The organism is Sphingomonas sp. GW821-FHT12D09 (assembly GCF_058807215.1).
On the sequence record NZ_JBXAQL010000001.1, the window covers coordinates 1,949,100 to 1,969,758 of the forward strand.

The 20,659-nt window shown below is 66.8% G+C and carries 24 protein-coding genes; 19 read left to right on the forward strand and 5 right to left on the reverse strand.

The window, feature by feature from the left end:
* Positions 1 to 91: 91 nt before the first annotated feature.
* A complete protein-coding gene (locus AC1RPL_RS08760) occupies positions 92 to 763 on the reverse strand; it encodes a winged helix-turn-helix transcriptional regulator (protein ID WP_493068855.1) in 672 nt (223 codons plus the stop codon).
* A gap of 102 nt (positions 764 to 865) precedes the next feature.
* Between AC1RPL_RS08760 and AC1RPL_RS08765 the strand changes: the two genes are divergently transcribed.
* Genes AC1RPL_RS08765 through AC1RPL_RS08790 form a run of 6 tightly spaced genes read left to right on the forward strand, consistent with a single transcriptional unit; the run spans position 866 to position 4,703 of the window.
* Positions 866 to 2,020: a DUF899 family protein gene (locus AC1RPL_RS08765; RefSeq protein ID WP_493068856.1), complete on the forward strand. Its 1,155-nt coding sequence runs from the start codon at positions 866 to 868 to the stop codon at positions 2,018 to 2,020.
* Positions 2,007 to 2,408 (forward strand): DoxX family protein, encoded by a 402-nt coding sequence (locus AC1RPL_RS08770; RefSeq protein WP_493068857.1) that lies wholly within the window; start codon positions 2,007 to 2,009, stop codon positions 2,406 to 2,408. The genes AC1RPL_RS08765 and AC1RPL_RS08770 overlap by 14 nt, the downstream gene beginning before the upstream one ends.
* Before the next feature lie 24 nt (positions 2,409 to 2,432).
* A complete protein-coding gene (locus AC1RPL_RS08775) occupies positions 2,433 to 2,912 on the forward strand; it encodes a VOC family protein (protein ID WP_493068858.1) in 480 nt (159 codons plus the stop codon).
* Between the two features lie 11 nt (positions 2,913 to 2,923).
* Positions 2,924 to 3,283 (forward strand): DUF1428 domain-containing protein, encoded by a 360-nt coding sequence (locus AC1RPL_RS08780; RefSeq protein ID WP_493068859.1) that lies wholly within the window; start codon positions 2,924 to 2,926, stop codon positions 3,281 to 3,283.
* Positions 3,280 to 4,068 (forward strand): VOC family protein, encoded by a 789-nt coding sequence (locus AC1RPL_RS08785; RefSeq protein ID WP_493068860.1) that lies wholly within the window; start codon positions 3,280 to 3,282, stop codon positions 4,066 to 4,068. The genes AC1RPL_RS08780 and AC1RPL_RS08785 overlap by 4 nt, the downstream gene beginning before the upstream one ends.
* Positions 4,065 to 4,703, forward strand: a complete 639-nt coding sequence (locus tag AC1RPL_RS08790; RefSeq protein ID WP_493068861.1) for a glutathione S-transferase family protein — start codon at positions 4,065 to 4,067, stop codon at positions 4,701 to 4,703. Before AC1RPL_RS08785 ends, AC1RPL_RS08790 begins: the two co-directional genes overlap by 4 nt.
* Here AC1RPL_RS08790 and AC1RPL_RS08795 read toward each other — a convergent pair.
* The gene (locus AC1RPL_RS08795) at positions 4,700 to 5,314 is read right to left on the reverse strand and encodes a J domain-containing protein (protein ID WP_493068862.1); all 615 of its coding nucleotides are present in this window, start codon (positions 5,312 to 5,314) and stop codon (positions 4,700 to 4,702) included. The genes AC1RPL_RS08790 and AC1RPL_RS08795 overlap by 4 nt on opposite strands.
* A 37-nt stretch (positions 5,315 to 5,351) precedes the next feature.
* Between AC1RPL_RS08795 and AC1RPL_RS08800 the strand changes: the two genes are divergently transcribed.
* The 3 genes from AC1RPL_RS08800 to AC1RPL_RS08810 all read left to right on the forward strand — a co-directional run bounded on the left by AC1RPL_RS08800 (position 5,352) and on the right by AC1RPL_RS08810 (position 7,327).
* Positions 5,352 to 5,636 (forward strand): BolA family protein, encoded by a 285-nt coding sequence (locus AC1RPL_RS08800; RefSeq protein ID WP_493068863.1) that lies wholly within the window; start codon positions 5,352 to 5,354, stop codon positions 5,634 to 5,636.
* Between the two features lie 2 nt (positions 5,637 to 5,638).
* Entirely contained in the window at positions 5,639 to 6,337 is a 699-nt protein-coding gene (locus AC1RPL_RS08805; RefSeq protein ID WP_493068864.1) for a glutathione S-transferase, read from the forward strand.
* A 90-nt stretch (positions 6,338 to 6,427) separates the two neighbouring features.
* Positions 6,428 to 7,327 carry a pirin family protein gene (locus AC1RPL_RS08810; RefSeq protein WP_493068865.1) on the forward strand — a complete coding sequence of 300 codons (900 nt, stop codon included), beginning with the start codon at positions 6,428 to 6,430 and terminating at the stop codon, positions 7,325 to 7,327.
* A 155-nt stretch (positions 7,328 to 7,482) separates the two neighbouring features.
* Here AC1RPL_RS08810 and AC1RPL_RS08815 read toward each other — a convergent pair whose 3' ends face one another.
* Positions 7,483 to 7,971 (reverse strand): hypothetical protein, encoded by a 489-nt coding sequence (locus AC1RPL_RS08815; RefSeq protein WP_493068866.1) that lies wholly within the window; start codon positions 7,969 to 7,971, stop codon positions 7,483 to 7,485.
* A 100-nt stretch (positions 7,972 to 8,071) separates the two neighbouring features.
* Between AC1RPL_RS08815 and AC1RPL_RS08820 the strand changes: the two genes are divergently transcribed.
* From AC1RPL_RS08820 to AC1RPL_RS08830, 3 genes are all read left to right on the forward strand, one after another.
* Positions 8,072 to 8,959: an alpha/beta fold hydrolase gene (locus AC1RPL_RS08820; protein ID WP_493068867.1), complete on the forward strand. Its 888-nt coding sequence runs from the start codon at positions 8,072 to 8,074 to the stop codon at positions 8,957 to 8,959.
* A gap of 348 nt (positions 8,960 to 9,307) precedes the next feature.
* The gene (locus AC1RPL_RS08825) at positions 9,308 to 9,493 is read left to right on the forward strand and encodes a hypothetical protein (RefSeq protein ID WP_493068868.1); all 186 of its coding nucleotides are present in this window, start codon (positions 9,308 to 9,310) and stop codon (positions 9,491 to 9,493) included.
* Positions 9,483 to 10,535, forward strand: a complete 1,053-nt coding sequence (locus tag AC1RPL_RS08830; protein ID WP_493068869.1) for an acyltransferase family protein — start codon at positions 9,483 to 9,485, stop codon at positions 10,533 to 10,535. Before AC1RPL_RS08825 ends, AC1RPL_RS08830 begins: the two co-directional genes overlap by 11 nt.
* A gap of 63 nt (positions 10,536 to 10,598) precedes the next feature.
* Here the strand turns inward: AC1RPL_RS08830 and AC1RPL_RS08835 are convergent, their stop codons facing one another.
* Together AC1RPL_RS08835 and AC1RPL_RS08840 are read right to left on the reverse strand one after the other, a co-directional pair.
* Positions 10,599 to 10,976 carry a DUF6157 family protein gene (locus AC1RPL_RS08835; RefSeq protein WP_493068870.1) on the reverse strand — a complete coding sequence of 126 codons (378 nt, stop codon included), beginning with the start codon at positions 10,974 to 10,976 and terminating at the stop codon, positions 10,599 to 10,601.
* Positions 10,973 to 12,058 carry a DUF2332 domain-containing protein gene (locus AC1RPL_RS08840; RefSeq protein ID WP_493068871.1) on the reverse strand — a complete coding sequence of 362 codons (1,086 nt, stop codon included), beginning with the start codon at positions 12,056 to 12,058 and terminating at the stop codon, positions 10,973 to 10,975. The genes AC1RPL_RS08835 and AC1RPL_RS08840 overlap by 4 nt, the downstream gene beginning before the upstream one ends.
* A 64-nt stretch (positions 12,059 to 12,122) precedes the next feature.
* On the opposite strand from AC1RPL_RS08840, the gene hisG reads away from it, so the two are divergent.
* The 7 genes from hisG to AC1RPL_RS08875 all read left to right on the forward strand — a co-directional run bounded on the left by hisG (position 12,123) and on the right by AC1RPL_RS08875 (position 20,529).
* Entirely contained in the window at positions 12,123 to 12,776 is a 654-nt protein-coding gene (gene hisG / locus AC1RPL_RS08845) for an ATP phosphoribosyltransferase (RefSeq protein ID WP_493068872.1), read from the forward strand.
* On the forward strand, positions 12,773 to 14,065 hold the full coding sequence (gene hisD, locus AC1RPL_RS08850; RefSeq protein ID WP_493068873.1) for a histidinol dehydrogenase: 1,293 nt from the start codon (positions 12,773 to 12,775) through the stop codon (positions 14,063 to 14,065). Before hisG ends, hisD begins: the two co-directional genes overlap by 4 nt.
* A complete protein-coding gene (locus AC1RPL_RS08855) occupies positions 14,065 to 14,454 on the forward strand; it encodes a hypothetical protein (protein WP_493068874.1) in 390 nt (129 codons plus the stop codon). The genes hisD and AC1RPL_RS08855 overlap by 1 nt, the downstream gene beginning before the upstream one ends.
* 172 nt (positions 14,455 to 14,626) lie before the next feature.
* On the forward strand, positions 14,627 to 15,088 hold the full coding sequence (nusB, locus tag AC1RPL_RS08860; RefSeq protein ID WP_493068875.1) for a transcription antitermination factor NusB: 462 nt from the start codon (positions 14,627 to 14,629) through the stop codon (positions 15,086 to 15,088).
* A gap of 148 nt (positions 15,089 to 15,236) precedes the next feature.
* Positions 15,237 to 16,079 (forward strand): thiamine-phosphate kinase, encoded by an 843-nt coding sequence (thiL, locus tag AC1RPL_RS08865; RefSeq protein ID WP_493068876.1) that lies wholly within the window; start codon positions 15,237 to 15,239, stop codon positions 16,077 to 16,079.
* 113 nt (positions 16,080 to 16,192) lie between these two features.
* Positions 16,193 to 18,373, forward strand: a complete 2,181-nt coding sequence (locus AC1RPL_RS08870; RefSeq protein ID WP_493068877.1) for a sodium-translocating pyrophosphatase — start codon at positions 16,193 to 16,195, stop codon at positions 18,371 to 18,373.
* Between the two features lie 149 nt (positions 18,374 to 18,522).
* Positions 18,523 to 20,529: an alpha/beta hydrolase family protein gene (locus AC1RPL_RS08875; RefSeq protein ID WP_493068878.1), complete on the forward strand. Its 2,007-nt coding sequence runs from the start codon at positions 18,523 to 18,525 to the stop codon at positions 20,527 to 20,529.
* Positions 20,530 to 20,659: the final 130 nt, after the last annotated feature.

Consider the following 20,659-nt stretch of genomic DNA (forward strand, 5'->3'; position numbering starts at 1 on the left):
GCGAAATCCTACATTGCAAGGCCGAACCCCACCCCCTTCGCGGGGATGACGGTATTGGGTTCGCGGGGCTGGCTGTGATTGTGAGGCGGACCTAGTCGTTCTCGAACCGCGGCAATCCGAACAGGTCGACGAAGCGCTGGCCGAGTGCGGCATCGCCGGTGACCGCCACCCGTCCCTCGCGGATCGACTCGGCCAGCAGCAGCGGGCCGTAGAAGGTCGCGGCGAGCAGGGTCGGCACGCCCTCGAAGGTCACGTCAGCCCCCGCTGGATCGCGGCGCTCGATCGCGAGCCGCCCATCGACGATCGCCGCGCGGAACGGCTCGCCGCCGACGCGGAAGCCCAGGTCGATCGACAAGCCGCGCGCCGGATCGCGCGCCATCATCGTCTTGAGCGAGAGCATGAAGGCACCGTTGCTGAGCGGCAGCGTCACGTCGTGCGCGGGCGACCCCGCCGCCCAGCGGCTGAGCGCGAAGATCGGCTCCTCGAGCTCGGCACCCCAGCGGGTGAGCGCATAGACCTGGGCGTTGACCGGCGAAGGCAGCTGCTTGCGGCGGATGATCCCCGCCTTCTCCAGGCCTTCGAGCCGCTGGGTGAGGACGTTCGCGCTGAGCCCTTCGAGCGCGCCGCGGATCTCGCCGAAGCGGCGCGGGCCCAGGAGCAATTCGCGCACGATCAGCAGCGACCAGCGCTCGCCGATCAGATCCATCGCCAGCGCCGTGCCGCACGCATCCTGATACCAGCGCCGCGCCTTCGCAAAATCCACGTTAGTTACTTTTTGTGACTCCATAGTTGCTTTTAATAACCACATCGGGCATCAGGATCAAGCAAGCGATTCGCAGACCGACCAAAGCGGAGGTTTATTCCGATGGCACTGGTTCCCGCCGAAGACCTGGCCGCGCGTGAGACGGTGCGCTGGCCGAATGAGAGCCCGGAATATCGGGCAGCGCGCACCGCTTTGCTCGCGCGGGAGATCGCGCTGCGCCGGCAGATCGAGGCCGTCGCCGAGCAGCGCCGCGCATTGCCGCCGGGTCCGGAAGTGACCGGCGACTATGTCTTCCAGGGCGAGGACGGGCAGGTCCGCTTCGCCGATCTGTTCGGCAAGCACGATACGCTGGTGGTCTACACCTATATGTTCGGCCCGCAGCGCGAGCGCCCTTGCCCGATGTGCACTTCGCTTCTCTCGGCTTGGGACGGCGAAGTCCCCGATATCCTACAGCGTGCGGGACTGGCGGTGGTCGCACGCTCTTCGATCGACAAGCTCAAGGCCTTCAAGGCCGAGCGCGGCTGGCAGCACCTCCCGCTCTATTCGGACACGAGCCAGGATTTCAGCCGCGACTATCAGTCGATCGCACCCGATGGCGGCGACATCCCGCAATTCATGATCTTCACCCGCAGGGACGGCGCGATCCGCCTGTTCTGGGCAGGCGAGATGGGCGGAGAGACCGCGGATCCCGGCCAGGATCCGCGCGGTGCGCCCGACCTGATGCCGCTGTGGACCATTCTCGATTCAACCCCGAAGGCCGGGCGGCCGACTGGTACCCGTCCCTCACCTACTGAACGATACCCAGGAGAGAAAACGATGCCCCAGATGATCTTCGTCAACCTGCCCGTCAGCGACGTGGCCAAGTCGACTGCCTTCTACGAGGCGATCGGCTGCACCAAGGATGCGCGCTTCAGCAACGAGCAGGCCTCGGCGATGCAGCTGAGCGAAGAGATCGTGTTCATGATCCTGAGTCGCGACTTCTTCCAGACCTTCACGCCCAAGCCCATCGCCGATGCGCATGCGGTGACCGAGGCGCTGATCTGCATCTCGCGCGACAGCCGCGGGGCGGTGGACGCGATCGTCGAGGCGGCGGGCAAGGCCGGCGGAAAGGCCGATATCCGCGAGAAGCAGGACATGGGCTTCATGTACGGCCGCAGCTTCGAGGATCCGGACGGCCATATCTTCGAGCCGATGTTCATGGACCTGGAAGCCGCGATGGCTGCCTTCCCCGAAGGCCCCGCGCATGAGCCGGCCTGAGCCCGTGAAGCGGGATCGCATCATCGGCTGGGTGCTGAGCGGCCTGGTCCTCCTGTTCCTGGCAATGGACGCCGGCGGCAAGCTGCTCGCGCCGGCGATGATGATCGCCAACAGCCCGCCGCTCGGCATTCCCGCCGAAGTCGGGCTCTACCAGCAGCTGGGCGTGATCCTGGCGGTCTGCGCGCTGCTCTATGCAGTCCCGCGCACCGCGGTGCTCGGCGCGATCCTGCTCACCGGGTATCTGGGTGGCGCCGTCGCAATGCACTTCCGCGTCGGCAGCCCGTTGTTCAGCCATACGCTGTTCGGCGTTTATCTGGGCGTGATCGCCTGGGGCGGAGTGTGGTTCCGCGATCCCCGCGTCCGCGCGCTGATCCCGATCGCCGCGTAATTCAGAGTCCAAAGGAGAGGACCGATGGCAGACAAGATCACGACCGTACTCTGGTTCGACCATGTCGCGGAGGAAGCGGCGAACTTCTACGTCTCGCTGCTGCCCGACAGCCATGTCGGCAAGGTGTACCGCGCGCCGGGCGACAATCCGAGTGGCAAGGAAGGCGCGGCTTTGGTCGTCGAGTTCACCCTGGCCGGGCGGAGCTATGCCGGGCTCAACGGCGGCCCCAATTTCAAACCGAACGAGAGCGTCTCCTTCCAGATCCTGACCGAGGACCAGGAAGAGACCGACCGGCTGTGGAACGCCATCGTCGGCAATGGCGGCGCGGAGTCCATGTGCGGCTGGTGCAAGGACAAATGGGGCTTCAACTGGCAGATCACCCCGCGCCGGCTGATCGAGATCAACTTCGGTGACGATCCCGAAGCCGCGCGTCGCGGCTTCGAGGCGATGATGACGATGAAGAAGATCGACATCGCGGCAATCGAAGCCGCGGCCAAGGGCTGAGGAGACAGAGCATGCGCTATATCGACGGTTTCGTGGCACCCGCGCCCGATCGGGAAGCCTATCGCAAAATGGCGGCCAAGGCCGCGCCCATCTTCATCGAGCATGGCGCGATCCGCGTGGTCGAGGGCTGGGGCCATGACGTGCCCCGCGGCAAGACCACCGACTTCTATATGGCGGTGAAGGCCGAGGAGGGCGAGAATGTCGTCTTCTCCTGGATCGAATGGCCATCGAAGGAGGCGCGCGACGCCGGCTGGGAGAAGGTGATGGCCGACGAGCGGATGAAGCCGGGCGAGGACATGGCGTTCGACGGCAAGCGGATGTTCTGGGGCGGCTTCGAGCCGATTGTCGACACTGCGGGAGACGGCAAGTGAACGCGCATGGAAGCTTCATCTGGTACGAGCTGCTGACAAAGGACGCGGCCAAGGCCAAGGCGTTCTATGACTCGGTGGTCGGCTGGAACATCGACGCCCAGCCCGCGCCGGGCGGCATGGACTATCGCATGATCAACGCCGCCGACGGCGCGGCGGGCGGGGTGATGCAGCTCAATGCCGACATGCTGGCGGGCGGCGCCAAGCCGACCTGGCTGGGCTATATCGGCGTCGATGACGTCGATGCCTCGGTCGCGGCGGTGGTCGAGGCTGGCGGGCAGGTCCATCTGCCTGCCTTCGACATCCCCGGCATCGGCCGGCTCGCCATGGTCACCGATCCGCAGGGCAATCCCTTCTATGTGATGCGCGGAGCGACCGAGGGTGCGAGCAGCACGGCCTATCAGCGCACCGGCCTCGGCCATGTCAGCTGGAACGAGCTGCGCACGTCGGACGACGCCGCGGCGCTCGATTTCTACGGGAAGCTGTTCAACATCACCGCGGCCGGCTCGATGCCGATGGGCGAGCTGGGCGACTACACCTTCATCGCCAATGGCGACAGCAAGGGCGAGGCGGTCGGCGCGGTGATGAAGGCGCCCCCCGGCGCACCTGCCGGCTGGGGCTTCTATTTCCGCGTGCCCGACATCACCGAGGCCCGGGCCAAGGTCGAGGCAGGCGGCGGCAAGGTGGTGATGGGCCCGCACCAAGTGCCCGGCGGCGAATGGACGCTCCACATCGTCGATCCCGAAGGCGTGATCTGCGGCCTCGTCTCGCCGGAAAAGCGCGGATGACGATCACGATCACCGCCTTCGAGCGCTCGCCCGACGGCGGCAAGGGGCTGGCGCGCGACACGCGGGTGCGCTGGGCGCTGGAGGAAGTGGGCCAGCCTTATGACGTCCGGCTGGTCTCCTTCGCGGCGATGAAGCAGCCGGCGCATCTGGCGGTGCATCCCTTCGGCCAGATCCCGACCTATGAGGAAGGCGATCTCGCGCTGTTCGAGACGGGCGCGATCGTCTTCCACATCGCCGATCGCCATGCCGGGCTGCTGCCGGACGACCCCGATGCGCGGGCGCGGGCGATCACCTGGATGTTCGCCGCGCTGAGCACGGTCGAGCCGCCGATCCTCGAGCTGGTGACCGTCCGATTCGTCGAGGGCGACAGGCCCTGGGCCGAGGAACGCCTGCCGCTGGTCCAGGCGCGCATCCGCGACCGGCTGATGCAACTCGCCGCGCGGCTCGGCGATAGCGAATGGCTCGATGGCGACTTCAGCGCGGGCGACCTGATGATGGCCTCGGTGCTGCTGCGGACACGACCCTCGGGCATTCTCGACGAATTCCCGACCCTTGCCGCATACGTGGCCCGCGCCGAGGCGCGGCCCGCCTATCGGCGGGCGTTCGCCGACCAGCTGGCGGTGAACACGCGCTAGGCGAAGGCCGGTGAGCCCTTCAGCGCCTGATACGCCTCGATCACCCGCTGGAGCCGGCCTTCATGGCTGCGGTCGCCGCCATTGCGGTCGGGGTGGTACCTCCGCACCAACTCCGAATAGCGCTTGCGCAGCGTGGTGCGGTCGGTGTCGATCTCGAGGTCGAGCACCTTGAGCGCCTCGCGCTCCTGGCCCGTAAGCGGCCTGCCGTCCTTGCGCTCGGCGCGGTCCTTCATCCGGTCGCGGAACCGCGCGCCGATCGCATCGAGCGGGTCGGCGAAGTCGGCCCAGCGCGGCGGGCGGTCGGCGCCGCCATTGCCGGAAAAGGCACGCGTCTCGCGCTCCCATCCGGCATAGGGCCGCTGGGCGTCGTGGATCTCGTCCGGGCTCATTCCCTTGAAGAAATTATACCCCGAATTGAACGCGCGGACGTGATCGAGGCACAGCCAGCGAAACTCGCCCGGCCCGTCATATCCGCCCCGCGTATGCCCCATCGGCGCACGGAATTCGCCCGGCTCGCCGCACCCCGGCTCGGCACAAAGCCGACCCGGCGCCTCGACCCGGCCATGGAACCGCGCATTGGGCCTGTCTTTCTTCTGCTGGCCGTCGGCCAACGCTACCTCCCTCGAGCAAACCGCCTATATAGGCGCGATGAACGACCCTGCCAGCGGCGGACTCGCCGAGATTATCACCGCCCGTCTGATCGCCGCGCTCTCCCCGGCGCATCTCGAAGTGATCAACGACAGCCACCACCATAGCGGCCATCTCGGCGACGACGGGACGGGCGAATCGCACTGGACCGTGGTGGTCGAGAGCGGGGCCTTTCAAGGACTTTCGCGCGTTCAGCGGCAGCGGATGATCAACGCCGCGCTCGCCGACCTGCTCGCCTCGCGCATCCACGCGCTTGCGATCAAGGCCCGCGCACCGGGAGAATAAGCATGGCGTACAAGCTCTGGTACTGGGCCGAAATCCAGGGTCGGGGCGAGTTCGTCCGGCTGGCGATGGAGGCGGCGGGCATCGCCTATCAGGATGTCGCCCGCGAGCAAGGCAGCGACAAGCTGATCGCCGACCTGAAGGCGCGGACGGACCGCCCGCCCTTCGCACCGCCCTATCTCGACACTGGCGACCAGGTGATCGCGCAGGTCGCCAACATCCTGCTGTGGCTGGGCGAGCGGCATGGGCTGGCACCCGAGGACGCGACGACGCGTACCTGGCTGCACGAGGTCCAGCTCACCATCGCCGATTTCGTCGCCGAGGTGCACCAGGTCCACCACCCGGTGGGCGTCGCGCTCTACTACGAGGACCAGAAGGCCGAGGCGGCGCGCTTCGCCGAGGAATTCCGCGGGGAGCGCATGCCCAAGTTCCTCGGCTGGTTCGAGCGCTCGGTCGAAGGCGAATGGCTGGCAGGCGATCGCTGGAGCTATGGCGACACCTCGATCTTCCAGTTGATCGAGGGGCTGCGTTACATGTTTCCGAGGCGCATGGCGGCGATCGAGGGCGATTACTCCAAGCTGATCGCTATCCATGACCGGGTCGCCGACCTTCCGGGCATCGCTGCCTATCTCGCCAGCGATCGCCGCATCGCCTTCAACACCCAGGGCATCTTCCGCCATTATCCAGAGCTCGACGCCGGCTGACTCGCCATCAACCCGAAAGGGTAGGTTTCCAAACTGGTGCTGTCCGTCCCACACGCCCCGAGCTATGCATTCGGGGACGAGAGGGCCACCATGACCGACGAGCTTTTCACCCAGATCATCACGCCGACCACCCATGATTTGGGCGGCTTCAAGGTTCACCGCACGCTGCCGTCCAAGCCGCGGACGATGGTCGGGCCGTTCATCTTCTTCGACCAGATGGGACCGGCGCGGCTGACGGTCGGCACCGGCATCGACGTGCGCCCGCACCCGCACATCAACCTGGCCACAGTCACCTATCTCTACGCCGGCGCGATCGATCATCGCGACTCGCTCGGCACCTTCGCGACGATCGAGCCGGGGGCGGTGAACCTGATGACCGCCGGCCACGGCATCGTCCATTCCGAGCGCTCGCCCAGCGCCGAGCGCGCGAAGGGGCCGGAGCTTTCGGGCATCCAGACCTGGCTGGCGCTCCCCGAGGCGCAGGAGGAAATCAACTCGGCCTTCGAACATGTCGGTGCCGCGGACCTGCCGATCGTCGAGGATATGGGCGCGCGCTGCCGGGTGATCATGGGCGAGCTCTGGGGCGTGAAGGCGCCGACGACGACCTATGCCCAGACCATCTATGCCGACATCGCGCTGGAAGCGGGCGGCGCGGTGCCGATCGACCCTTCGGCGGACGAGCGGGCAATCTACCTGGCATATGGCGATGCCAGCATCGACGGCATCGAGATGGAAGTCGCCACGCTCTACGTCCTGCGCCCCGGCATCACTGCGATCCTGCGCTCCGGCGGCGGCGGCCGCATCGCGCTGTGCGGCGGCGAGGATTTCGCCACGCCGCGCCACGTCTGGTGGAACTTCGTCTCGTCGAGCCGCGACCGGATCAACCAGGCCAAGGAAGACTGGAAGGCAGGCAACTTCCCCAAGGTGCCGGGCGACGACAAGGAATTCATCCCGATCCCCGAAGTGCCCAAGACGGTGAGCTATCCCTAGCACGAAGCTCAGCGTCTGCCGGCGCAAGGCGCGCTACCCTTCGCGCGAGGAAGCGCTGGCGGCGATCGCGAAGAGCGGCTGGGAGCTGCGCCCCTATCGCTGCGACCGGTGCTTTCAGTACCACCTCACCAGCCGGACCAAGGGCAAGCGGCCGCTCACTTCCCGATGACGCGCATGCGGAGCAGGGGCAGCACCTTGTCGATAGTGCCGCGCGCGGTGGCGGCGTCGTTGGCGACCGAGCGGATCGTCAGCAGGTCGCCGTTCCGGATCAGGATCGCCGTCGCGCCTTTGCTGCGCCCAAGGCCGTAGCTGCTTACCCAGCCAACCGCCGGCGCGACATCGAGCGGTTTCAGCCGGCATTCGGGGCTGCGCGCCTGGCACTGTTTCTCCAGGTCTGCGATCTTCGTCTGGCCGGAGCGGACGCGCTGCTCGGTGCCGTCCGCCTGGCGACCGATCTCGATACCCAGGATCGGCTCGCTCGCGCATTTCGGGCAACTATAGGCCAGCTTCCCCGGCCGCGGCGCGCCGATGAAACCGGGACCGAGCAGCTCCAGCACCGCGCCGTCCACGCCGTTCAGATCGGTGGAGACGAACCCGTCCGCCGGCATGGCGAGCCCGAGCATCCATGGCAGCAAGGCAAGCATGTCTCTCTCCTTCTCGCCCGGTCAACGTGCGCCCCGGCGATCGGCTCCGCTTGCGGGACGGCCCATGATCGCTAGGCTCCGCCAAAACAGGAGAGGCGCCATGGCCGAGTTCGAACTCCAGCGTATCGCACTGCCCACCGGGGTGGAGCTGAACGTCGCCATTGCCGGCGACCCTGCCAATCCGCCGATCGTGCTGCTCCACGGCTTTCCCGAGTCGCACCGGACCTGGCGCCACCAGATCCCGGCGCTGGCCCGCGACCATTACGTCATCGCGCCCGACCAGCGCGGCTTCGGCGGCTCCTCCAGGCCCAAGGGCGTGGCAAGCTACACGCCCGACAAGCCGGTGGCGGACCTGCTCGCGCTCGCCGATCATCTCGGCATCGGGCCGTTCACGTTGGTGGGGCATGACTGGGGCGGCGCCATCGCCTGGATGGCGGCGCTCCAGAACCCGCAGCGCATCGCTCGGCTGATCATCGTCAACGCGCCGCACCCGCTCGCCTTCCAGCGCAGCCTGTTCGACGATCGCGCCCAGCGCGCGGCGAGCCAGTACATCACCGCCTTCCGCAACCCGGATTTCGAGAAGTTCATCGATCGGATGGGCCTGGAGGCATTCTTCGACACCAGCTTCGCCAAGCATGCCGATACCGAACTGCTCGCGCCGGAAAAGCCAGCCTATCTCGCCGACTGGAGCGAGCCCGGCGCGATGACCGCGATGCTCAACTGGTACCGCGCCAGCGCGATCCTGGTGCCCGGCCTCGACGAGACGCCGGCGCGACCGCCCTGGCTCGACGCGCCCTTCCCACCCGTCACCCAGCCGACCCTGGTGATCTGGGCGATGCAGGACACGGCGCTGCTGCCTTGCCAGCTCGAAGGGCTGGACGCGCTGGTGCCGGACCTGACGCTGGTCCGCATCGCAAATGCCGGGCATTTCGTGCCCTGGCAGAAGCCCGAGCTGGTGACCGAGGCGATCCTGGAGTGGCTGGCCTGACGCGGGCGCCGGCGGCAAAGTGAAGGGAGTCGAGGCAAATCGTTCACTTTGCCGGCTTGCCTGGCGCTGCGATCCGAGAGGGGCCGGAATCGCGCTGCCTGTGGCATGGCCATGGGGCTACAGCAACAGACGAAATCCTACATTGCAAGGATTGTCTGTCCGGCACCCCAGCGATGGAGGATCAGGCCGGAAACGCATAGCCGTCAATGGCTGAGATTCGGTGGAAAGCCGCCATTCCAAGACGAGCGCCCTATCCGGGACAAATTCCATTCCGCACGGGCTTCTTCGCTCGCAACCCTGCCCTGAGGGAATTTGACTTCCCGGCACGCTGGGCAAATGGTGGCGCTCATGTTCATTGACGACGAAGGCACTGCCCAGCCTGTCACCCCGGCCTCGCTGCTGGCACACCTTGAAGCCGTCCGCGATAGTTCGGGAAGCGAGCTCCTGTTCACCCCGTTCGTGGCGATCCACAAAGACACGCCGGCGATGATCACCGTGCTCGGATCCTCCATCGCCCAAGACCGTGCAGACTGAACCCGCGCCGTCCCACCTCGCGGAAGATGTCGATCGCGGGCATCGCAATCGCGGGCTGGATCAGGTCCGCGGCGTGGCCATCCTGTTCGTTCTCGCGGTCCATACATACGATCCGTGGTTCCCGGGAGGCGGTGCGGGGGTTGGCGTGTTTCTCGCGCTATCGGGTTACCTGACCGCCTCGAAGCTGCTCCAGGCCGACCATCTATCGTACCGCGCGGCTGCGGCATTCCTGCTTCGGCGCGCGCTTCGACTTTATCCCGCTTTCGTCGTGACCATGGCAGCTATAGCCGCCATCATTGCAATTTGGGTACCGAGCCGCCTGCCATTATTTGTGGATGCGATACCCGGTCTTATGTTGTTCTGGCGACCGGAGCATTGGGAGCCACTGGGCATTGGAATCGGCATCCTATGGTCCGTGCACGTCGAGGTACAATTTTATCTGTTACTCCCGATCGGTATGCTGTTGCTTGGAGCGAAGCGAGGCATGCTCTTAATCGCCGCCTGTGTCGTTCTTTCCTCTCTCGTCCTCGCGCTACTTGGCATCGACATTAACAATGGGATGAGCATTTTCTATTGCGGGACCAGCATGGGGTTGGGTAGCTTGCTCGCATATGCCGAACGGCATCGGCTAGAATGGTTCAGCAGCAGGCATTGGAATTGGGGCTGGTATATCGGTTGGCTCGTCATCGCGGCGCTGCTGTTTATCCCGCAGATGAGTTCGATAATTTGGTGGTGGGAATTGACCGCCGCGGGGCTTGCGACCTGCGGGATCATCGCCGCCCTCATATTCCGCCCGCGGCGCATGGTTATTCCCGGGCTGCCTGCCGTCGGTCTGCTCGCCTATTCACTGTACCTCGTCCACGGCCCGGTGATCGATTGGATGCGGCCAGTCCTTGGCGTGTCGATGTTGGGAAAGATCGTGCTGTTCTTCCCACTCACCTTCGGCTTCTCGTGGTTGCTATATCATTTCGTTGAACTGCCGATGATGCACCTGGGGAGCCGCTGGGCGAAGCGTCTCGACCGCTCGCCTGATCCGCGCTGACTCAAATAAGCGAACGGCCGCAATTGGGGCGGGAACGACCATTCGGGTTTGTCGGTCTACGGCCTAGCGCTTACGCCGCATCCCCGGCGTCTTCTTGACCGCCGGATCGTCGAGCAGCTGGCGATATGCCGCGCTCTCCATCCCGAGCAGCGCAATGCGGCCCTCGGCATCGTGATGCACGCCCCAGCCATATTGCTTCACCAGCGGCGAAGCGCGGAGACACGCTTGCGGCTTGGCGAAGAATTCGTCGCGGCTCTTCTCCCCGCCGCGCGCCGAGTGCGCCGCATGGAGCAGGTCGTCGCTGGTCATCGCATAGGGCCTGGCGAGCAGCGCGTGCTGGACCGCCGCCACCGCGCCGGCCTTTTCAGGGATGGTACCCGCCGACACCGGGCTGTCCGACGAAGCGGTGATCAGCGTGTCGCGATAATTGGTCGATTTCATAGCCGCACCTCGGCCGCCGCATCGAGGAGGATGCCCTGCTCGCTCGAGCGTTCCTCGCCCGGGCGGACCCAGGCGGCATGGGCGTGGGCGGTGGCGACCACCACGCGCGGGCCGCCATCGGGCCAGGTTCGGACGCTCACCACCTGTTCGCCGAGCGCGCGGTCGGGCTCCATCGCCACCCAGGCGAGCGGGCGCTCGGCACTGGCCTGCGCACCGGCAGCTTCCATCGCTGCGCGGATGCGGGCGGTGCTGGCGTCGGGGACATACTGCCAGACGACCGAGTGCATCAGCACCCGCGTCACGCCCTCCGCCTGCGGCTCGGCAAGACGCGCCTCGACCCAATCGGCGGCATCGGCGCACTCCAGGTCGACGCCCTTCCCGCGGATCATCGCGATCGCGCGCTTCAGCCGTTCGAGCCGCATCGGCGTCTCGGCCCAGACATAGGCGGAGAGCCGCGCTTCGACGGCGGGATCGGTTACGTCGAGCGGCGCCACGTCGCAGCCGCGGGTGGAAACGATCTCCAGCGGCGGCAGCTCGGGCGGATCGCCGAGCCAGGCAGGCGCGATAGTGACGGGAGAATCTGCCGGGCCGAGCATCGCCCCGCCCAGATCGAAGCGATAGCGGTCGATCAGCAGGTTGAGCCCGCCGCTCGATCCGATCTCGAGGATCTCCAGTCTGGGCCCGAGCCGCCGCGCGACTTCGATCAGGCCGACGATCAGCGCACCCGAGCGACCCGGCTCGTTGGTCTGGGGCGGCCCATCGAGCCAGGGGAGCAAGGCCGCGTCGTTGCGCGCCAGCACGCGGTTGAGCGCCTCCGCGCGCACCTGCCCGGCAAAGACCTCGGCCAGCTCCGCGTCCGCATTTGCCAGCACAAGCGCGTGCAGTCCGCCGATCAGCCGCAGCGGCAGCGCGTCGCGGGTCGGCTCGCCCGGCCAGTCGAGCACGCGGCGGCCGGTTGCGCTGCCACGATCCAGCCCCTCGGCCAGCGCCGCGCAGATATCGGCATAGATCGGCGCCTCCATCTTGCGGCAATAGAATTCCTGGATCTTGAACGCGCCCCGGTTGGTCTCTTCACTGGCCACAAGAAATACCTCCGCGGCGGGTCTGTTGCGCCTTGAAGGTGCCCCGAGTAAAGCCCCGGCTTCCATGGCCGAACCGCTGATCCTTGCCGTCCCCAAGGGGCGCATCCTCGAAGAGGCGCTGCCGCTGCTCGCGCGCGTCGGCATCATCCCCGAGCCCGACTTCGCGAACGAGAGCTCGCGCGCGCTGCGCTTCAAGACCAACACACCCGCGATCGACCTGATCCGCGTGCGCGCCTTCGACGTGGCGACCTTCGTCGCGCATGGCGCCGCGCAGCTGGGCATCGTCGGGTCGGACGTGCTCGCCGAGTTCGATTATTCGGAGCTCTACGCCCCGGTGGACCTGGGCATCGGCCATTGCCGCATCTCGGTCGCCGAGCCGGCCGACCTGGCCGAGAAGGACGATCCGCGCGGATGGAGCCATGTCCGCGTCGCCACCAAATACCCGCACATCACCCGCGCCCATTTCGAGGCGCGTGGCGTGCAGGCCGAGTGCGTGAAGCTCAACGGCGCTATGGAGCTGGCGCCGGTGCTGGGGCTGGCGCCGCGCATCGTCGACCTTGTCTCCTCGGGACGGACGCTCAAGGAGAATGGGCTGGTCGAAGTCGAGGTGATCGCCGAGGTGACATCGCGGCTGGTGGTCAACCGCGCGGCGTTCAAGATGCGCGCCACCGAAGTCGTCCCGCTGGTCGACAAGTTCCGCAAGGCGGTGGCGCAATGATCCGCCTTACCTTCACCGACGCGCGGTTCGCCGCGGCGTTCACCGAGCTGGTCAACGCGCGGCGCGAAGCCGACGAGGATGTCGCCCGTGACGTGACCGCGATGATCACGCGCGTCCGCACCGAAGGCGATGCCGCGCTGCGCGACCTGACCCAGCGCTTCGACAAGTTCGACCTGGATACCCAGGGCTGGAAGATCGACCGCGCCGATTGCCTCGTCGCCTGGGAGGGGCTCACCCCCGAGCTGCGCGACGCGCTCGAGCTCGCGGCCGAGCGGATCGCGACCTATCACGCCAAGCAGAAGCCCGAGGATCGCGACGAGATCGACAACGTCGGCATCCGTCTGGGTGCGCGCTGGCGGGCAGTCGATGCCGCGGGGATCTATGTCCCCGGCGGGCGGGCGGCCTATCCGAGCTCGGTGCTGATGAATGCGCTGCCGGCGCGGGCAGCGGGTGTCGGCAGGCTGGTGATGGTGACGCCCACGCCCAATGGCGAGATCAACCCGCTGGTGCTGGCTGCCGCGCATCTCGCCGGCGTCGACGAGATCTGGCGCGTCGGCGGAGCGCAGGCGATCGCCGCGCTCGCGTACGGGACTGACAAGATCGCGCCGGTGGACGTGATCACCGGCCCCGGCAATGCTTGGGTCGCCGAGGCCAAGCGCCAGCTCTACGGCGTGGTCGGCATCGACATGGTCGCCGGGCCGAGCGAGATCGTGGTGGTCGCCGACGCGAGGAACGATGCCGACTGGATCGCCGCCGACCTGCTCAGCCAGGCGGAGCATGACCCGACCAGCCAGTCGATCCTGTTCACCGACGATGCGGGCTTCGCCGACCGGGTTGCCGAAGCGGTCGAGCGCGCGCTGACGCAGCTCGCCACCGAGAAGACCGCGCGCGCCAGCTGGGATGCCAATGGCGCTATCATCGTCGTGCCCGACCTCGTCGCCGCGATGCCGCTGGTCGATCGCCTGGCGCCGGAGCATCTAGAGCTTGCCTGCGAGCAGGCCGAGGGACTGTTCGAAATGGTCCGCCACGCGGGATCGGTGTTCATCGGCCGCTACACGCCCGAGGCGGTGGGCGATTATGTCGCGGGGCCGAACCATGTGCTGCCCACCGGCCGCCGGGCGCGCTTCGCCTCGGGCCTGTCGGTGCTCGACTTCATGAAGCGGACCAGCTTCCTGTCGCTCGACAAGGAAGGGCTGGAAGCGATCGGCCCTGCCGCCGTCGCGCTCGCCCATGCCGAAGGCCTGCCGGCGCATGCCGAGTCGGTCGCCATTCGCCTGAGGAGCAATTGATGCGCGCACCCGATCTGGACGAGGATGGCTGGGCACTCGAGAGCGCGGTCGATTATCACCAGCTCGAAGCGGAGACCTTCGACATTCCCGACGAAGCGGCGCGGCGCGGGCTGGAGCCCGGCGACTTCGCCAAGCTGATCTTCGTCATCGCGGTCGAGGAGAACGAGGAGCCGATCGTCGACCGGATGTGGGTGGTGGTGCGCGAAGTGGCGGGCGACAGCTATTTCGGGCTGCTCGATAATGAACCCGACATCGACGAGAATGACGAGTTCTGGCTCGGCACAGAGCTTCCGTTCGGCCCGGAGCATGTCATCGAGGTGCAGGCGGGCAATGCCGAGAGCCGCGAATATGCCGCGCGGACGCCGCTCAGGCGCTGGCCGCGGGGTTAAATACCCCGTCACCCTGACCTTGTTTCAGGGTCCAACGTGCCGCAGGCGATATCGCTGGTGGAGGGTTGGATGCTGAAACAAGTTCAGCATGACTAAGGAGTAGATGCAGGGCTTTCGGCCTAGTTGATCGCACCCCTTTGCCTTTGGCGCCGCACGCGCCTATCTGCGCGCCATGCCTAGCCCTACCGCAAAGTCCCGTTCCAAGGCCCGCGCCGCCGCGCGCCTCGCTGCCGTGCAGGCGCTCTATCAGCATGAGATGGAAGCGACCTCGATTCCCGCGCTGCTCCACGAATTCCACCAGCACCGGCTGGGCGCGACGATCGAGGACGTGGAATATGCCGAGGCGGACATTCCTTTCTTCGACGATATCGTCGTCGGCGTGCACGAGCGCCGGGAGGAGATCGACCGGATCATCGCCGCCAAGCTGACCGCCGACTGGACGCTCGACCGGCTCGACAAGCCGATGCGCCAGATCCTGCGCGCCGGCACCTATGAGCTGATGGCGCGCAAGGACGTGCCGGTCGGCGCCGCGATCAGCGAGTATCTCGACGTGACCGACGCCTTCTACGACCGCCGCGAAAAGGGCTTCGTCAACGGCATCCTCGACGCCGTCGCCAAGGAAGTCCGGGGTTGATCCCATTCCTCCCTCGCGAAGCGGGGGAGGTGGCGCGCGCAGCGCGACGGAGGGGGCTTAACCCTGAGCCGCGTCGCTTGCGGAGCGCCCCCCTCCACCACGCTCCGCATGGTCCCCCTCCCCCGCTTCGCGAGGGGGGATTCGAGAGTTGAACGAAGCCGCGTTCATTGCCGCGCTGCGCACCTTGCCGCTCCATCCCGGAGCGGAAGGCCTGCGCGACGATACCGCGACGTTGCGGATCGGCGGCGAGACCCTGGTCCTGACGCACGACGCGATCGCCGAGGGGGTCCATTACCGTCCCGGCACCGATCCGTTCGACATCGCCTGGAAGCTGGTGGCGGTGAACCTGTCGGACCTCGCCGCCAAGGGCGCCGAGCCGCTGGGCGTGCTGATCGGCGCGGTGCTGGTCGAGCGTGCCGAGCGCTTCGTCGAGGGGCTGCGCGCGGTCCTCACCGAATATGACGTGCCCCTGCTTGGCGGCGACACCATCTCGGTGAGCCCCGCCACCTTTGGCTGCACTGCGATCGGCCGCGCCACCACGCCGCAGGTTCCGCGCCGCGACGGCGGGCGGCCCGGTGACGGGCTGTGGATCACCGGCCCGGTCGGCGCCGCGATGCTGGGCTTCGAGAGCGGCAGCGGCACCGCCTATCTGCGCCCCCGCCCCCGGCTCACCGACGGACGCGCGCTCGCCCCGCACGTCCATGCGATGATGGACGTGTCGGACGGGCTGCTGCTCGATGCCAGCCGCATGGCCGAAGCGAGCGGCTGCACCGCCGAGATCGTGCTCGCCCGGGTGCCGCTGGCGGCCGGGGCCGACCCGCTGCGCGCGGTCACCTGGGGCGATGATTACGAGCTGCTCTTCGCCGCGCCCGCGGACTTCGCGCCGCCCGTGCCGGCCGCCCGGATCGGCAGCCTGGCGGCGCGCGGCGGTGCCGCGCTGCTGCTCGATGGCAAGGCCCCGGAAATCCCGCTTGGCTACCAGCATCGCTGAGCGGCTTGCGCTGAAGCCAAGCGCTCGATAGCCTCCCCCATACCGGGCCCTTTAACTAATCCGGCACACAGACCGGCGCGGCTCGATATCCAATAGGGGAAGGGCTTGAACGCATGACGATTGTGTACATCGCCATAGCCTGCGGCGTGCTCGCAGTGCTTTATGGCTTGTTGACGAGCCAGCAGGTGCTGAAGGCGCCGGCGGGCAACGAGAAGATGCAGAGCATCGCCGCTGCCATCCAGGAAGGCGCCAAGGCCTATCTCGGCCGGCAATATATGACGATCGCCATCGTGGGCGTGATCGTTGCCGTGATCATGTTCTTCACGCTGGGCACGCTTTCGACGATCGGTTTCGTCGTCGGCGCGGTGCTTTCGGGCGTGGCGGGCTTTGTCGGCATGAACATCTCGGTGCGCGCGAACGTCCGCACCGCGGAAGCCGCACGCGGTTCGCTCCAGGGCGGTCTCACGCTTGCGTTCCGCTCGGGCGCGATCACCGGCATGCTGGTGGCGGGCCTCGGCCTGCTCGCGATCTCCGTGCTGTTCTGGTATCTGGTCGGCGTCGCCGGCGAAGCGCCGAACAGCCGCAAGGTGATCGAAGTGCTCACCGCGCTCGCGTTCGGCGCCTCGCTGATCTCGATCTTCGCGCGTCTCGGCGGCGGCATCTTCACCAAGGCCGCCGACGTCGGCGCCGACCTGGTCGGCAAGGTCGAGGCCGGCATCCCCGAGGATGACCCCCGCAACCCCGCCGTGATCGCCGACAATGTCGGCGACAATGTCGGCGACTGCGCCGGCATGGCCGCAGATCTGTTCGAGACCTATGTCGTGACGATCGGCCTGACCATGGTCACGCTCGCGCTGCTGGTGAAGAACCTGGCGTCCGAGCAGCTGCTCAAGCTGATGGCGCTCCCCCTCATCGTGGGCGGCGTGTGCATCATCACCTCGATCATCGGCACCTATATGGTCCGCCTGGGCAAGAGCCAGTCGATCATGGGCGCGCTGTACAAGGGCTTCTGGACCACGGTGATCCTGTCGATCCCGGCGATCTGGTTCGCCACCCAGTACACGCTGGGCGACATGCACGCCGTGATCGGCGCGCTGCCGGTCGATCCGAGCGCCTTCCTCGACGCAGGCGACACCGTCTCCGCCGAAGCCGCGCTCGGCCTGGCCGCCGGCCCGCAGTTCACCGGCATGAGCCTGTTCTACTGCATGATGATCGGCCTGGCGGTCACCGGCCTGCTGGTGTGGATCACCGAATATTACACCGGCACCAACTATCGCCCGGTCAAGTCGATCGCCAAGGCATCGGTGACCGGCCATGGCACCAACGTGATCCAGGGTCTCGCCATCTCGCTGGAATCGACCGCGCTGCCGACGCTCGTCATCGTCGTCGCGGTGATCGCGGCGTTCCAGATCGCGGGCATCATCGGCGTGGCCTTTGCCGCGACCTCGCTGCTGGCGCTGGCCGGCATGGTCGTCGCGCTCGACGCCTATGGCCCGGTGACGGACAATGCCGGCGGCATTGCCGAGATGGCCGGCCTGCCCGACGAAGTCCGCCACAAGACCGACGCGCTCGACGCGGTGGGCAACACCACCAAGGCAGTGACCAAGGGCTATGCGATCGGCTCGGCCGCACTCGCCGCGCTGGTGCTGTTCGGCGCCTACACCACCGACCTCAAGGAGTTCTTCCCGACCGTCATCGTCGATTTCAGCCTGAACAATCCCTACGTGATCGTCGGCCTGCTGCTCGGCGCCTTGCTGCCCTATCTGTTCGGCGCCTTCGGCATGACTGCCGTCGGTCGTGCGGCGGGTTCGGTCGTCGAGGACGTCCGCGCGCAGTTCCGCGACGATCCGGGCATCATGGCAGGCACCAGCCGTCCGAACTATGCCCGCACCGTGGACATCGTCACCAAGGCGGCGATCAAGGAAATGATCATCCCGTCGCTGCTGCCGGTGCTGTCACCCATCGCGATCTACTTCATCATCACCGCGGTGGCGGGGCAGGCCCAGGGCTTCGCCTGTGTCGGCGCGATGCTGCTCGGCGTGATCGTCTCCGGACTGTTCGTGGCCATCTCGATGACCTCGGGCGGCGGCGCCTGGGACAATGCCAAGAAGTATATCGAAGACGGCAATTACGGCGGCAAGGGATCGGAAGCACATAAGGCAGCCGTGACCGGCGACACCGTGGGCGATCCCTACAAGGACACCGCGGGGCCGGCCGTGAACCCGATGATCAAGATCACCAACATCGTGGCGCTGCTGCTGCTCGCGGCACTGGCGGCCCACGCCGCCGGCTGACCAGCGCCGAAACGAAGCAAAAATACCCCGCCCGGAGCCTATCCGGGCGGGTTTTTGTTGCGCGATCGCAATAGTTGCCCGGGCCCGACTTGTCTCGGAAACACCATCTTCATAGAAACCCCGTTCGAAACGTGAATTGGGGGAATTCGATGATTTCGCGCAGCCTGTGCGCCGCGGCGCTGGCGTCCGCTTGCCTGTCCTGTCCGGCCGTAGCCCTGGCCCAGACGGATGCCGACACCACGCCGACCCAGGCTCCGGCCACCGGCCCGGCCAAGCCTTCCCAGCAACGGGCGCCGCACACGACCGAAGCCTTTGCCGAACTCCCCTTCATCGATCGCCCATCGATCTCGCCCGACGGCAAGCTCGTCGCGGCCAAGGTCGCGTCGAACGGCAAGCAATTCTTCGCGATCGTACCGCTCAATGGCGACAAGACCCGCTTTATCGGGCTGGGCAAGTCCGAGCTGAACTGGTGGCGCTGGGTCAACAATGACTGGCTCGTCATCGGCTATGGCGCTTCGGTGCCGATCGAAGGCGGCGAGGAATGGTATCTCCAGCGCGCCGCCGGGGTAAAGGCGGACGGGAGCAAGCTGGTCACGCTGGCGCGCGACGCGGCGCAGGACGCCGACGACGTGATCTGGATCGCGCATGACGGAACGCCCCGCATCCTGCTCGCCGCCCAGCATTCGATCTATTCCAGCGATGCCCGTTTCTATCCCAACGTCGCCGAGATCGATGTGTCGACGGGCAAGTCCAGGACCGCGGTTCCGGAACGCGACGGCGTGATGCGCTGGGTGGCCGACGGCAAGGGCATGGTGCGCATGGGCTTCGCCACCTCGCTCGACGGGCGCGAGTCCCGCGTATTCTATCGGGGGCCGGCCGGCGGGAGCTTTCGCGAGATCGTTCGGCAGAAACGCGGCGATTCCTCCGATCGCGTGCTCCCCGCGCTGTTCCTCGCCGATCCCGGAAAGGCAATCGCCTATGCCGACGATGCCAAGGGCTATGGCGGCATCTACGAATATGATCTCGCCTCGCTGAGCATCGGCAAGCTGCTCTATGCCAGCAAGGGGTTCGACATCGGCGCGATCACCCCCACCCGCGAGGGCGATGCCATCGCCGCGATCGACTATGACGAGGTTTCGTCGCGCACCGAATGGATCGATCCCGATCTCGCCAGGCTCCAGGTCCAGGTGTCGGGCATGATCAAGGGCGGGCGGGCGTCGATCACCTCGTACAGCGACGATCACAGCCGCGCGATCGTCCAGGTCGGCGGCGCGGACTCGCCCGGTGCCTATTTTCTGTTCGACCGCGCCGATGGCTCGATGACGATGCTGTCGCTGCGCAATCCGGCGATCAAGATGTCACGCCTCCACCCGGTGAAGACGATCACCTACCGGGCGCGCGACGGACTCGAGATCGCCGCGGTACTCACCCTTCCACGCGATCGCCCAGCGAAGGACTTGCCGCTGATCGTCTATCCCCATGGCGGCCCGGGCGCGCGCGACGACGAGAGCTGGGATTGGTGGGCGCAGTTCCTCGCCGATCGCGGCTATGCGGTGGTCCAGCCCAATTATCGCGGCTCGACAGGCTATGGCACCGAGTTCAATCGCAAGGGCTATGGCGAGTGGGGCCTAAAGATGCAGGACGACCTCAACGATGCCGTGACCGCACTCGCCCAACAGGGGATCGCCGATCCCAAGCGGGTGTGCATCACCGGCGGCTCCTATGGCGGCTATGCGGCGCTCCGCGCGGCGCAGCGCGACGGCAAGCTCTATCGTTGCGCGGTCTCTTTCGCGGGCGTCTCCGATCTCGGTGCAATGAAGCGCTATGACGGCCGCTTCCTCGGCGGCGAGGCCACCGGCGACTGGCTCAGGAAGCAGGCACCGGACTTCAAGGCGGTGTCGCCGATAAGCGCGCCCGATCAGTTCTCGATCCCCGTGCTGCTCATCCATGGCAAGGAAGACGTCGTCGTCCCCTATGCGCAGTCGCGCGAAATGGCCGAAAAACTGCGTCAGGCCGGCAAGCCCGTGCTGTTCATCACCCAACCGCAAGGCGACCATCATTTCACCCGTGGCGAGGATCGGCTGCAGTTCCTCAAGGCGATGGAGGACTTCCTGAAGCAGCATAACCCGGCGGACCCGGCACCAGCGGCGAAGTAAAGGTGCTTGCCGCAACCGCGCCGGCCGCCCATATCGCAAAAATGGGCGCATGCGTTGCCGCGCGCCTCAACTCCTTCCCTTTTGCCGCGCGTCGCTGTAAAGGCACCGCCACTTTAGGCGCGCGCTGATC